The sequence below is a fragment of the Neobacillus sp. SRL179 genome (assembly GCF_984799095.1).
The window spans coordinates 3,020,390-3,034,044 of the sequence record NZ_OZ481792.1 but is presented as its reverse complement, the minus strand read 5'-3'; the positions used below and the strand labels follow the sequence as shown (position 1 = coordinate 3,034,044).

At 37.1% G+C, this 13,655-nt stretch carries 15 protein-coding genes; 13 read left to right on the top strand and 2 right to left on the bottom strand.

Annotated elements, in window-relative coordinates:
• The first annotated feature begins 36 nt into the window (after positions 1-36).
• The 7 genes from AC4E8C_RS14870 to dapF all read left to right on the top strand — a co-directional run bounded on the left by AC4E8C_RS14870 (position 37) and on the right by dapF (position 5,292).
• Complete coding sequence (locus AC4E8C_RS14870; protein WP_490207439.1) at positions 37-357, top strand: DUF4870 domain-containing protein; 321 nt, start codon at positions 37-39, stop codon at positions 355-357.
• A 112-nt stretch (positions 358-469) separates the two neighbouring features.
• The gene (locus tag AC4E8C_RS14865) at positions 470-667 is read left to right on the top strand and encodes a PLDc N-terminal domain-containing protein (protein ID WP_490207438.1); all 198 of its coding nucleotides are present in this window, start codon (positions 470-472) and stop codon (positions 665-667) included.
• The gene (locus tag AC4E8C_RS14860) at positions 667-1,575 is read left to right on the top strand and encodes an ABC transporter ATP-binding protein (protein WP_490207437.1); all 909 of its coding nucleotides are present in this window, start codon (positions 667-669) and stop codon (positions 1,573-1,575) included. The genes AC4E8C_RS14865 and AC4E8C_RS14860 overlap by 1 nt, the downstream gene beginning before the upstream one ends.
• Positions 1,572-2,351, top strand: a complete 780-nt coding sequence (locus tag AC4E8C_RS14855) for an ABC transporter permease (protein WP_490207436.1) — start codon at positions 1,572-1,574, stop codon at positions 2,349-2,351. The genes AC4E8C_RS14860 and AC4E8C_RS14855 overlap by 4 nt, the downstream gene beginning before the upstream one ends.
• A gap of 135 nt (positions 2,352-2,486) precedes the next feature.
• Entirely contained in the window at positions 2,487-3,341 is an 855-nt protein-coding gene (locus tag AC4E8C_RS14850; protein WP_490207435.1) for a patatin-like phospholipase family protein, read from the top strand.
• A 109-nt stretch (positions 3,342-3,450) separates the two neighbouring features.
• On the top strand, positions 3,451-4,236 hold the full coding sequence (locus tag AC4E8C_RS14845; protein ID WP_490207434.1) for a hypothetical protein: 786 nt from the start codon (positions 3,451-3,453) through the stop codon (positions 4,234-4,236).
• Positions 4,237-4,314: 78 nt separating this feature from the next.
• Positions 4,315-5,292 (top strand): diaminopimelate epimerase, encoded by a 978-nt coding sequence (gene dapF, locus AC4E8C_RS14840; protein ID WP_490207433.1) that lies wholly within the window; start codon positions 4,315-4,317, stop codon positions 5,290-5,292.
• 15 nt (positions 5,293-5,307) lie between these two features.
• Here dapF and AC4E8C_RS14835 read toward each other — a convergent pair whose 3' ends face one another.
• Entirely contained in the window at positions 5,308-7,149 is a 1,842-nt protein-coding gene (locus AC4E8C_RS14835) for a DNA ligase D (protein ID WP_490207432.1), read from the bottom strand.
• A 131-nt stretch (positions 7,150-7,280) separates the two neighbouring features.
• Here AC4E8C_RS14835 and ku point away from each other — a divergent pair, with 131 nt between their 5' ends.
• The 4 genes from ku (at position 7,281) to AC4E8C_RS14815 (ending at position 10,030) form a co-directional block, all read left to right on the top strand.
• On the top strand, positions 7,281-8,129 hold the full coding sequence (gene ku, locus AC4E8C_RS14830) for a non-homologous end joining protein Ku (RefSeq protein WP_490207431.1): 849 nt from the start codon (positions 7,281-7,283) through the stop codon (positions 8,127-8,129).
• A gap of 157 nt (positions 8,130-8,286) precedes the next feature.
• Positions 8,287-9,246 (top strand): nucleoside hydrolase, encoded by a 960-nt coding sequence (locus AC4E8C_RS14825; RefSeq protein ID WP_490207430.1) that lies wholly within the window; start codon positions 8,287-8,289, stop codon positions 9,244-9,246.
• Positions 9,247-9,487: 241 nt separating this feature from the next.
• Entirely contained in the window at positions 9,488-9,688 is a 201-nt protein-coding gene (gene cspD, locus AC4E8C_RS14820; protein WP_490207429.1) for a cold-shock protein CspD, read from the top strand.
• Positions 9,689-9,826: 138 nt separating this feature from the next.
• Positions 9,827-10,030: a cold-shock protein gene (locus AC4E8C_RS14815; RefSeq protein ID WP_490207428.1), complete on the top strand. Its 204-nt coding sequence runs from the start codon at positions 9,827-9,829 to the stop codon at positions 10,028-10,030.
• Positions 10,031-10,070: 40 nt separating this feature from the next.
• On the opposite strand, the gene AC4E8C_RS14810 is transcribed toward AC4E8C_RS14815, so the two are convergent.
• On the bottom strand, positions 10,071-10,364 hold the full coding sequence (locus AC4E8C_RS14810) for a DUF6509 family protein (RefSeq protein ID WP_490207427.1): 294 nt from the start codon (positions 10,362-10,364) through the stop codon (positions 10,071-10,073).
• 345 nt (positions 10,365-10,709) lie between these two features.
• Between AC4E8C_RS14810 and AC4E8C_RS14805 the strand changes: the two genes are divergently transcribed.
• Both AC4E8C_RS14805 and AC4E8C_RS14800 read left to right on the top strand, forming a co-directional pair.
• Positions 10,710-11,261 (top strand): TorD/DmsD family molecular chaperone, encoded by a 552-nt coding sequence (locus tag AC4E8C_RS14805; protein ID WP_490207426.1) that lies wholly within the window; start codon positions 10,710-10,712, stop codon positions 11,259-11,261.
• Positions 11,254-13,647, top strand: a complete 2,394-nt coding sequence (locus tag AC4E8C_RS14800; RefSeq protein WP_490207425.1) for a DMSO/selenate family reductase complex A subunit — start codon at positions 11,254-11,256, stop codon at positions 13,645-13,647. The genes AC4E8C_RS14805 and AC4E8C_RS14800 overlap by 8 nt, the downstream gene beginning before the upstream one ends.
• The last annotated feature ends 8 nt before the right edge of the window (positions 13,648-13,655 follow it).

The following is a 13,655-nucleotide window of genomic DNA, read 5'->3' as shown; positions in this document are numbered from 1 at the left end:
AAGTAAGGAAAAAATTTTCCATTGGGGGAAAAGAATATGAAAAGTGATGAAAGGTTATTGTCTGCAGGTATTTATGTGCTGAGTTTATTTTTTCCAGTGATTGCTCCTCTAATCATTTGGTTATTAAAGAAGGATGAGTCTCCATTCATTGATTATCATGGAAGAGAATATTTTAACTTTTTAATTTCTTATACGGTTTACTTCTTTATTAGTGGACTCTTAACTATTATACTTATTGGCTTTGTAGCATTGGCGGTATTAGGAGTTATGCTGTTTGTATTCACCATTATCGCAGCTGTGAAGGCATATGAAGGTGAAGAATATCAATTTCCATTAATTTTTAGACTGATTAAATAAATCGCTTATGACTAAACCCGGCATAAAAATTTTGTCGGGTTTTTGAAGGTTTTAAAATATCAAATAGAGAATATTGTAGAATGTGTGGAAAAAATTTCAAGGAGGTATAACAATGGAAACACTTACTGAATATTTACCTATTTTAGCACCAATCCTCATTATCCAATTAATTTTACTTATTGTGGCCATCATTGACCTTGTCAAAATAGAGAAAACCAATGGACCCAAGTGGTTATGGGCAATAATCATTTTATTTATCAATATCATTGGACCTATACTTTACTTTGTCATTGGAAGGAGAAATAACTGATGTCCCTGGTACAAATAAAGAATTTAAAAAAGAGTTTCCAAGGGATTGTAGTCATTAAGGGGATTAATTTTACATTGGAGAAAGGGAAGTGTGTCGGTTTATTAGGGCCAAATGGTGCAGGGAAGACAACAACCTTAAGAATGCTATCAGGTCTAATGAATCCCACGGAAGGAGAAATCATCTTTACAGAAGCCAAAAAAGGGGAAGATATTCGCAATTTTATTGGTTATCTGCCGCAATTTCCTGTTTTTTACGAGTGGATGTCCGGGATGGAGTTTTTAGTTTATGTTGGTAAATTAGCTGGCTTAACAGGCCAGCAGGCAAAAGAGAGATCACTAGAATTGCTGGAACTAGTGGGGATCCTAGAAGCAAAAAATAGAAGGGTTGCAAAATATTCTGGTGGAATGAAACAAAGGTTAGGAATTGCCCAAGCCCTCATTCATCGTCCACAACTGATTATGCTTGATGAACCAGTTTCAGCCTTAGATCCAATTGGCAGAAGGGAAGTGCTGGATTTACTTGAAGGTTTAAAGAAGGAAACAACGATTCTTTTTTCTACACATATATTAAGTGACGCGGAAGAAGTTTGTGACGAAATTCTGTTCTTACATAATGGAGAAATAGTTGAATCAGGGACGATGGCAGAGCTTCGTGACCGGTACCAACAAACGAAAATTGACTTGTACTTTAGAGGGAAAGCGGATAATTATGTTGGCCTTTTTAGGGACCACGAATTAACGAATTCTATCGTGAAGGAAGAAAATCAGGTTAGTATTTTTGTTAAGGATATTGATTTGGCTAGGCAGAACTTCCTTCAGTTAATTTCAGACCAAAACTTGCCATTAGAGAAATTTGAAATTAGTAGTATGACACTTGAAGATGTGTTTATGAAAGTGGTGGGAAAATGAATCAGTGGTGGACATTGCTGCAAAAAGAGCTGTTAGAAATGTGGAGAAATTTCAAATGGATTTGGGTGCCCATTACCTTTATTTTAATTGGTGTTAAAGAGCCTATCTCAAGTTATTATTTGCCGCAAATTATTGATTCACTCGGCGGATTACCTGAAGGGGCTGTTATTGAAATTCCCAAGCCAACAGCTGGTGAGGTATTAATTTCAGGTCTTGGTCAGTATACAACGCTTGGTGTCTTGATTATCGTCCTAACAACAATGGGAATTATTGCTGGAGAACGAAAGAGTGGAGTCGCCGCTATTGTTTTAGTTAAGCCAGTCTCTTATTTCTCCTATGTAACGGCTAAATGGGCAGGCGGCCTCTTATTACTTTGGAGTTCCTTCTTAATCGGCTATTTGGCCACTTGGTATTACACGGGAATATTATTCGAATGGATTCCAATAGAGGACTTTTTTCAATCCTACTTTTTTTACGGTTTATGGCTTACTGTTATTTTAACGATTACGTTGTTTTTTAGTGCTGCCCTATTATCAGCAGGGGTGGCGGGCTTTTGTTCATTAGCAGTTGTCATACTAATAAGTCTGGTTAGCAGTGCGCTGTCCAATAGATTAGAGTGGAGTCCATCTCAATTAACTAATTATGCAAACGAAATGCTAGTTGGCAATGGAATACCAGATGCTCTCTTACCATCTAGTATTTTAGCATTGGTAATATTGGCTGTTTTGTTAGGTTTAAGTATATTTATTTTTAGAAAAAAAGAGCTGGCTTCATAGATACAGTGGACCAGTTGTGAGAGTTTGTAAATTCACAGATTTATTTTTTACAGAGTCCTTTGTTTTTGCAAATAATTACAGAAACTTTTATAATGGCAAGTGGAAAAATTTTTAAATGGTTAAGGAAGTGGCAGTATGTTAAGTCAAGTCGGTTTAGTATTAGAAGGCGGCGGGATGCGCGGTGTTTATACTGCTGGAATCCTTGAATATTTCTTAGAACAAGAATTATTTTTCCCCTATGTGATTGGTGTTTCAGCTGGGGCATGCAATGCTGCATCTTATTTATCGAAGCAAAAGGGAAGAAATAAAACAGTCACAATTGAATATGCTTCAGATCCAAGATATATCTCATGGAGAAATTATTTTAAGAATCGGCAATTTTTTGGTATGGATTTCATTTTTGACGAAATCCCGAACCAACATGTTCCCTATCATTATGAAACGTTTTATAATAGCCCTTCAGAATTTGTTGTCGGGACAACAGATTGTGTGACTGGTAAATCTGTTTATTTTAATAAGAAGGATTATGGTAATGATCTTTTAACAGTATTACGTGCGTCGAGTTCTCTGCCATTTATTGCACCAGAAATACGCTTTCAGGATAAAATTTTACTTGATGGCGGGATTAGTGATCCGATTCCAATTAAAAAAGCACAAAAGGATGGTTTTAAGAAAAATATTGTTATTTTAACTAGGAATCAAGGATATATGAAAAAACCGTCAAAATTTCATTTCCTAGTTGATCGCAAATATCCTAATTACAAGGGCTTGCAGCAGTCTTTAAGAAAAAGATATGAGATATACAATGAAACGGTTGCCTATCTCGAGGATCAAGAAAAGGAAGGTAAGGTTCTTATTATCCGTCCAACCCAGCCGTTGAAGGTTGGCAGGATGGAAAGAAATCCACAAAGGTTGGAAGAGCTTTATAATCAAGGCTATCAAGATGCGAAAATTTCGATGTCGGGCATTCAAAATTATATTCAAAATTAAGAGAAGAGTCTTTTTGGCTCTTCTTTTTTCTTGTCAGAAGAAATTCTATCATTTTTTTGGAAGCTATTAAATAAACTGATAGTAGAGGAATTGATAAGGAGTTTTCTACATGAAAATAAACGAATATTACCGGGATACAGCTAATTTGAACTTAAATGGTAGTATCGCAGCACTCGTTCCAACTATCATGATTGTTTTTGGAAATCTTTCTTTTATTAAGCAAAGGGAAATCATGTTATTAGTGATACCATTTTTGCTTTATAGCCTTATCTGTTTTCATGCCTATCTATATAGGATGCGCCAATCCATTGCCATCAAAAAAAATATTAGAGCTGCTAGAGGCAGCTGGCGATCACTCTTTGATGCCAGGCAACTATTAGTATTTTATATGAATGCCCCGTCCCCTCATTTACTTTTCTACTATCCAAACGGTTATTTGGCAGGGAAGATAAAAAGATACCGTGGAAAAGGATTGAAACGGTATAGACCTTCTAAGATCTATGTGCTGTCAAATGAAGAGGATTTAGTACTTGGTTACTTCAAGATAAGAGGCAGAGGAATAATAAGGCTGGATGTATTTGATCGGCATAAACATTTTTTAGGAAGCTTTGAAAAAAAGCAATTGGGCTGGAAAAGAAGCAAAAAGGAATTAACGGACAGCATGGGAAGAAATATTGGCACAATAACGGGGTCAAAGGCTTTTATGGATGAACAAGTGTTAGATCAAGGTGATCAACAGATTGGCAGACTCCGCAGGGGATGGATGCCAATGGAATGGAGTCAGATATTTCCTGAACCCAATACACCTGTCCTAACATTTTGGCAGGATCTATCTGAAGCGGACAAGCTCCTAAGGATGTCATTTTTAATTAACGAATACTTTATTGAAAGATAAAATCCAGACAGTTTCCCTCAAAGATAATGTTTGATATGATATATAATAACGATTTTACTCATTTCTGGGGGTTTTATAGTGCAAATCGAATTAATTAAAGGCCATGGTTCGGGGAATGATTTTCTTCTCATTGATGAAATTTCTAATGACTATTCATTTTCGGAAAAAGAAAGGGCCGAGCTTGCAAAAATTTTATGTAAACGGGAGACCGAGCTAGGAGCTGACGGGATCCTTTTTGTAATGAAAAGTGATAAAGCAGATGGCAGAATGCGAGTTTTTAATGCAGACGGGTCTGAAGCTTCGATGTGTGGGAATGGTCTTCGCCTTGTAGCTAGATATATATGTGAGCAAAAAGGGGTAAGGAATGCCGTTATTGAAACGATGAAAGCAAATTTGCAGGTTAGCAAACAAGCAGATTTACTACCTGATATTCATACTTATCAAGTAGAAATCTCCCCAGTTTTATTTGAATTAAACTCACTTCCATTAAATTTGAACAAGCCAACACTATTTAATGAGAAAATTGTAGAACTATCCGAGGAGTTAAGGTTTACAGCAGTTGCTGTGCCAAACCCACACTTAATTGCAATTGTCGAAACAAACCAGCTGGAAATTGACATTCAAAAGCAACTGAGTGAAAAAGTAAATGGACCGAATCAGTTATTTCCTGATGGGGTGAATGTTAGTTTTGTAAAATCACTCGAGCCAGGCTCTATATACGTGAGAACCTTTGAGCGGGGTGTAGGGTTTACAAATGCCTGTGGTACAGCAATGTCAGCATCGTCACTTGTGACTTGTTTAACGGGATTAAATGATTATGAAAAAGTGATCAATGTCTATAATAATGGCGGCAAAGTACAATGCGTCGTTCATAAATCGGAAGGAACATACAAGATTGATTTAATTGGAAATGCAACATACCTTTATCATGCGTCTGTCAACCTAGACCTTGAAAACCCTACCGTTGCCCTTTCCACTAAAAGAGATTTTTCAGAACAAGCTATATACGAGAATCTGCAAATAGCTGCCCAACAATTTATTAAAGAAGCACTGTAAGGATAAGGTAGTCCCTTATCCTTTTTTTCCTGCACTTTTTAAAAATTCAAGGACGGGGGCAAACGGTTGAATCTGCTTGGTTTGAAAGAATTCTTTAAAGGGATCCCCCTGATTACGAATTCGCTTGAGTGCATTTTCCATATTAAATGTATCCAGTTCAAGGTTTTCATTCACTTCCTCCCAGATAAGCGGAGTGGCAACACCGGCGTGCTCAGTTCCCCTCAGTGAATAAGGTGCAATAATCGTTTTTCCTTCTCCGTGCTGTACATAATCCACATATAATCGATTTCCGCGCTTTTTTTTCATTCGCTCAATGGTAAATAAATCAGGATCCTTAGAAATCAAATATTCGGCAATAAAACATGTAAAAAGTCTTGTATCTTCATATGTGTACGTATTTTCGGGTAATGGAAGATAAATTTGCAGGCCTTTTCTTCCTGAAGTTTTTATGAATCCAATTAAATTTAATTGGTCAAGAACTTCTTTTATATAAAGGGCTGCTTTAATGGCTAACTGAAATGCATCCTTGGAAGGCGGGTCTAAATCAAACACTATTTCACTAGGACCCTTACTGTGAATGGTGTGAAAGGGTACATGAAACTCAATCGAAAGCTGATTACCAAGCCATACGAGTGTTTTTAAATTATTGCATAGTATATAGTTAATTCCATCCGCTTCCTGTGTTTGAACAAAGTCTGGTGCGTAATCCGGACAATTCTTCTGATAGAAGGCTTCGCCGAACATTCCATGTGGATATCGAATGACTGTTAATAAACGGTTTTTTAAAAAAGGCAGCATATAGGGAGAAATTTCCCTCAAATACTGGATATAGTCTGCTTTCTGAATGGTGAGTTTTTCCCACAAGGGTTTATCTGGATGGGTGATTTCTAGGTCCGCTGGAAGGTTGTTTTTTGCAAAAACAAACCGGTCATACGTACAGTCTGCAGGCTTTAAATCGAAACGAAACCGGTCAAAATGAGGCTCACGTAATTGATTTTCATAGAGCTCTAAATATTTCACCTCTAGACAGATGGCGGGGTGGACATAGATAAACTGTTTATCCTCACTCACCATATTTTGTTTAATGGTTTGTTTTAGAGCATCTTTTTCTTCTGGCTTAAAGCCAAATAAAACTTGACCAATCGGGATGATCGTCTCTGCTTTATAGACACCCAGATAAAAATAGCCATTTGTTTTCTCAAAGGCTGTGACAAAGGAGCTGACATATTTCCAATTTTTATATTTCAACCACTGTAATGTTCGCTTACCTTCTTCCCAAAGGCCATTAATAGCTTTTGCAATAATTCCTTCCCCATCATATAAAACCACTTTATCCCATAGAATCTGAAAATCTTCATAGGCCGTTACATGCTGAATCAATTGGCCACTATAGGGATCGGCATCTAATTCAAAACAAAGAGCCATAAATAACTTCTTGAGTTCTGCTTTTCGTTTTTGATAAGCAAGCGAATAGAGAGGGTTCCCATTTAACATTAGTAAATCAAATACCATTAAACGGCAGGGTGAGTGAGCAGCCTGTTCTTTTATTTTCTTTTCTGATTTTAGTCGGCCGCGGACTTGAATGGCAGAGAAATTAGCTTTGTAGGTATTTTCAAGATAAACAAGTTCTCCGTCCAATTGGAGTGGTAAAAAGGGTTGAAATAGGTTTTTATTATCGAGTAAAAACTTTTTAATTTCAGGAAATTGTGGGAAAAGATCTTTTCCGTTTCTACTCGTCAATTTGATTCCTTGCGAATCCCAATCTAGCATGGCTCTAAAGCCATCATACTTTACCTCGTACTTCCAATTAGGTCGTACTGGAGAATCGAAGGTTAAACTTGGCAGCATCGGTTTCATTTGCAGTGATGGTCCTTCCTTTTTTCTTTATTTTGCTTAATTACTTGCAACTTCATCCTTTTCCAATTGTTTTTAGGAATGGAATGGTGTTTGCGCTGCAAAATAAAAATAAAAAGAATGGAGATATCCTTATGCATACGATGTGGAAAGGAAGTATAAGTTTTGGATTAGTTAATATTCCCATCAAACTTCATACTGCTACAGAAGATAAAGATATTAAGCTTCGCACCTTGCATAACAAATGCCATGCGCCGATCAAGTATGAAAAAATATGTACCGTCTGTGAAGAAGAAGTAAAACCTGAAGAAATTGTAAAGGCATACGAGTATACAAAAGGAAAATTTGTTGTTCTTGATAATGAAGATTTAGAAAAACTACGCAAGGAAAACGAAGAAAAAGCAGTAGAAATTATTGATTTTGTTAAAATAGAGGAAATTGACCCCATTTATTTTGATCGCACTTACTATATGTCACCAAATGAGGGTGGATCTAAGGCGTATTCTCTGCTACGGAAGGCGTTACAGGAGTCACAAAAAGTTGGATTAGCCAAAATTATCATTCGTTCAAAGGAGCAAATGGCTGTTATCCGGGTGTATGAAAATACATTGGTAATGGAAACCATTCATTTTCCTGACGAGGTTCGTAAAGCTGGTGATGTGCCCAATGTTCCAGCAGAAGACAAGGTGACACAGAGAGAATTAGATACGGCAATTTTACTGATTGATCAATTAACAACCGTCTTTGAACCTGAAAAATATACGGATGAATATAGAACAGCTTTACTAGATTTAATTGAATCAAAACGGACTGGAAAAGAAACTGTTACAGCTGCGACAAAAGAAGTTGCTTCAAATGTTACCGATTTAATGGCAGCCTTGCAGGCATCCATTGATCGGACTAAGCCAACGAAAACAACTACAGCTAAAAAAGCAGCATCACCTCGGAAAAAGACAGCAACTAAAGTGAAAAAGGAAGCCTAAGGGAAGTTGAGATTTATCGACCAAAAAATCGATATCTCAAAATATGGAAACAATGGTCATATAGACAGAAGTTCTATATGGCCTGTTTTTTCTGATGTTCTTTCAGTTAAACGTCAAGCATATCTTATTATGTAATAAATAATAAAGGGGCGAAATTATGGCTTATAATGTACTGTTATTTTCAGACCCCGGTATCGATGACTCGTTTGCCATTATGTATGCATTACTTAATCCTCAAATAAACGTTGTGGGAATTGTTAGTGGTTATGGAAATACACCGAAAGAGAAATCGGTAACCAATACAGCTTATTTGGTTACTTTAGCGGGCAGAGAAGATATTCCTATTATAGCTGGAGCTGCAGGTCCCTTGTCAGGTGAAAGAGTTCAATTTTATCCTGAAATTCATGGTAAAGAAGGATTAGGTCCTATCCAACCACCCAATACGATGAAAAAGTTTATGGTTTATGATATCAACAAAATACTTGAAATAGTTACACAATATAAAAATAATATTATTATCGTTTGTGTTGGCAGATTAACTGAGTTAGCCTTAATGTTTATCTTATATGGGGACAATGCCTTAAAAGATGTCACAGCCTTTTACATTATGGGTGGCGCTTTTTTAGTCCCTGGAAATATTTCCGCAGAGGCAGAGGCCAATTTTTATGTAGACTCTATTGCAGCAAATACTGTCATGGAAAAAGCTCATAATATTTATTTATTCCCGCTGAATATAACGAACAAAGCGATTATTACAGAGGATATCATAAATTTCCTTGGAGATCACAGTCCGACCCCATTTAAGCCCTTACTTAAACCAGCTTTTGATTATTACTACAAAGCCTATCAAAAAAATGTTCCAGGGATTCAGGGGGCACCACTTCATGATGTTGTGCCATTAATGGCCTTAACTCAACACGATATAGTTAAATATATTCCAAGACGTGTTCGGGTCCAGGAATTTGGTGATGCTAAAGGGAAAAGCATTGCGGATTTTCGTCCAAAACCTGATAAAGAACCACCAGAGACTCTTGATAACATTGGTATGGAAGCAGATATTCAAAAGTTTATTATCAACTTTATGGAAGTATTTATGCAGGGCAGCACTCGCAAATAGAGTAGAGTAAATCGAAAATACGTTTCATGATTTCCTAGGTTCGAATAGTAGATTGACTAAAGGAATTGATTGTGATAAAATAGAGATACGCTTTAATGTTCGTTAATATTTATTGGTTTAAGTAGTCGTAACTGCACGAAGATGTGGGTGATGTCTGCCCAGCCGTGTTGGGTTACGTCTTTTTTATGATTTTTTAAATGTACGAGAAATTTAAAGTGAACAAAATGTTGGGGGTAATACCATGCAAAACGGTAAAGTAAAATGGTTTAATGCAGAAAAAGGTTTCGGATTTATTGAATCTGAAGGCGGTCAAGATGTATTCGTTCACTTTTCAGCTATCCAATCAGAAGGCTTCAAGACTTTAGAAGAAGGTCAATCAGTATCTTTTGAAATCGTTGAAGGCGCTCGTGGACCACAAGCTGCTAACGTACAAACAGTTTAATTCTTTTAAAATAAAAAGGTGATGCACCAAGTGAAAGCATCACCTTTTTATCTATATTTTTTACTAGAATGGTAGCTTTGTCAGCTATCAGACAAAGTGTTCAAAAACAGTCATAACTAATTTAAAGGAGTGATCGTTTTGGCGTTTGGAAGAAAAAATGAAGAAGAAATTAAATTAGAAGAAACAAAAATTTGGGTTTGCAGCTCAGAAACGTGCAAGTGCTGGGTTCGTGATAACTTTAAAAGTAGTGAAACACCTCTTTGTCCAATTTGCAAAAGTGAAATGAAACAAACTACAAAAGAACTACAAGTGATTCATAACCATAGCAAAAATTTTATGTAATTAAGTGAGTAACAGGGAGAAAATTCTCCCTGTTATTTTTTTACTCTTTACAATGTTGCTTACAATATGTAAGAACTAATTCTTCCTCTTCTTCTTCCAGGGCAAAGTCAAGGACTTGTTCACTGCCTTGTTCATAAAAGTAATAGTTGGTAATCTTGTCTTCACTTGCATCACGAACAAAAATGACTTTTAACCCCACACCTTTTTCAGAGTAAAGTTCGTCCTCTTCCTCAACATCTAGTTTAAGAAAAAATTCGTAACGGTCACCTGTCAGTAATCCAAATGGATCTTCTAATTTTTCAACTTCATGGTCAATAATATTCAAGGGTATCATCCTTTTCTGATTTGTAGACCTTCTTATTATACACATTTTCCTTCAAAACTGAAAAAATGACCAACGTTAGTCAAAGGATTTTGAACTTAATGTGAATTATTGCACAAATCAGTTTCACAAAAAGATGTGTAAGGTATGATAAAACTGTAAATCCATACTTTAGCAGATTGGAAAAGCGGGTGAAATATAGAGGGAATATGTGAGTATATCAAAACGAGGAGCGAGGAAATGAAAACTTCAACAGACTCAATACATACTAAATTACATCTATATTTATTATCGAGAAAAAATTTTTACCAGTTTTTATATACCTTATTTTCAGAACCAATAAATGAGGAGATCTTGTTGGAATTAGCCTCCCAAGGTGATTTTACAGAATTAAAGGAAATAAATGAAGGAGGGGAACTTCTCGCTGCCTTTTTTGAACAATTTACGAAAGAGCAAATTGGTTATGTAAAAGAAGAGTACGATCGTCTGTTTGTGGGGCCCGGTTCTATCATCGCTCCTCCATGGGAGTCTTATTATCGAAGTAAAGAACATTTGTTATTTGAGGAATGGACTTTGCAAATTAGACAGCAATATCATCAATTTGGGCTGAAATATATTAAAGAAAATAACGAACCAGAAGATCACTTATTGTTAGAATTAGAGTTTCTGATTTTTCTAATTGATTTAAGTTTACAAGAAACAAATTTAAAAAAAGTAGGGGCAATAGTTTCTAGCCAAGTTAGATTTCTGGAGGACCATTTAAATGTTTGGGTTCCAGATTTTTGTAAGAGGATTATCAATAACAGTAATAGTCAATTATATCTAGGTGCTGCAATGCTGCTTGAGGATTTTTTAAACTTGGATCTAAGAACTTTATTGGAAGTAAGGGGGGCATTATCGAATGTCTGAAAATAGCCATTTAAAGAATTTATTAACAAATAAAATGCAGAGGCGCACCTTTTTGAAATGGTCTGGTGCCATAGGAGTTCCGGTTATAGCTGGTGGTATTGGAACGAAAATGCTTGTTGACCGCAAGGAAGAAGAAAAGCCAGTAAGTGCAAAGACTGAGGAAAAAATTATCTCAACTTGTAGTATTAACAATTGTGGGGGTCGTTGTGTTATTAAAGCCCATGTACAGGATGGGGTAGTTGTCAGAGTTAGTACTGATACACAACAAGGCGGAGACCTATCTACACCACCACTAAGGGCGTGTGTTCGAGGACGGAACTATCGGCCAATGCTTTACCATCCCGATCGTCTAAAATATCCGATGAAACGAGTAGGCAAACGTGGTGAAGGGAAATTTGAAAGAATTTCATGGGACGAGGCAATAGAAACCATCGCTTCGCAGGTCAAACGGATTGGTGATAAATATGGACCTGAATCCAGATACGTAAACTATGGATCTGGACAAAGTTGGGGTTTGCATGGTGGACCAAGAGCAGCCAAAAAGTTATTAGCCCTTACAGGTGGTTACCTGAATTCCCGTAATGATTATAGTTCAGGCGCTGGAAATGTTGCGACTCCCTATACGTATGGTACGAACGACACAGGAAATAGTTTCGATTCACTTTTACATTCAAAATATATAATCCTATGGGGCCAAAACCCTTCTGAAATGATCTTTTCTACACCATATCGTGAATATTTAATGCAAGCAAAGAAAAATGGCGCCAAAATAATTGTCATAGATCCTAGATATACGGATACTGCAATAGCTTTTGCTGATGAATGGATCCCTATTCGTCCTACAACAGACACTGCCATGATGGACGCTATGGGGTATGTAATCATTACTGAAAAACTACAGGATCAAGCCTTCCTTGATAAGTTCTGTATTGGTTTTGACGGTGATCATATGCCGGAGGGAATAGCCAAGGAAGAGTCATTAAAAAGTTACCTGCTAGGTGAAAAGGATGGTGTACCTAAAACACCTGAATGGGCTGAGAAAATTTGTGGTGTACCTGCAAGTAAAATACGCGAAGTAGCACGTGAATATGCAAAGACGAAGCCGGCTGCACTTATTCAAGGCTGGGCGGCACAACGCCAAGCCTACGGTGAACAATTCATGCGCGGAGGTGCACAGCTCGCATGCCTTACAGGTAATGTAGGAAAATTAGGCGGCTGGGCAGCTGGAACTGGTTATTGGAGTCGTTCTGGAATTGTTTATCCATTTTCATATGAGAATCCGGTTAAGGCATCCATTCCGTGTTTCCTATGGACAACTGCAGTTGAAAAAGGGACTGAAATGACCGAAAAAGATGGATTAGCAGGAACAGATAGATTAACAACAAATATTAAATGTATTTTTAACATGGCTGGTAATATGTTAATCAATCAACATGCAGATATTAATAAAACCCGCAAGCTGCTTGAAGACGAAAGTAAAGTGGAGTTTATTGTTGTCAGTGATCTGTTTATGACTCCAAGTGCAAAGTTTGCTGACATATTATTGCCAGGAACCACGTTCTTTGAACGTTATGATATTGGCACACCTTGGTGCTTTGGTGACTATGTTGTTTTTGGCGATAAAACGATTGATCCTTTATATGAATGTCGGGATGAGTATGATGTCTTTGCGGAAATAGCCGGCAAATTAGGACTGAAGGAAAAATTCACAGAAGGTAAAACAATACTGGACATAGTAAAGGAAAGTGTGGAACGAACCAAAAAAGAGCTCGACCCTACATTCCCGTCTTTTGAGGAATTTAGAAAGCAAGGAGTACATCATTTTAAGTTTAATGAACCACTAATAGCATTTAAAAAGCAAATAGAAGATCTTGAGAAACATCCGTTTGAGACCCCTTCGGGTAAAATTGAATTGTTCTCAAAGGCTTTATGGGACATGAACCAGCATGAGGAAATTCCTGCGATTGCAAAATATATCTCTTCTTGGGAGGGACCTGAGGACCCATTGATTGAAAAATACCCACTCCAGTTAATAAGCTGGCATTATAAGCGTAGATGTCACTCTACCTATGATAATCAGGAATGGCTAGAAGAGGCAGCCAAGCAAGAAATGTGGTTGAATCCAGAGGATGCTGAAAAACGAGGAATTAAGGATGGTGACCGTGTTCAGGTTTTTAATGACCGGGGTTCATTAGTTATTGATGTAAGGGTGACATCTCGTATCACTCCAGGAATTGCTGGAATACCTCAAGGTGCGTGGTATACGCCTGATAAAAATGGGCTTGACCAGCGTGGTGCAGTTAACGTGCTAACATCACAACGACCTACAGCACTTGCAAAGGCAAACCCGCAACTAACAAACCTTGTTGAAGTAAAAAAAGCGTAGGGAGTGAG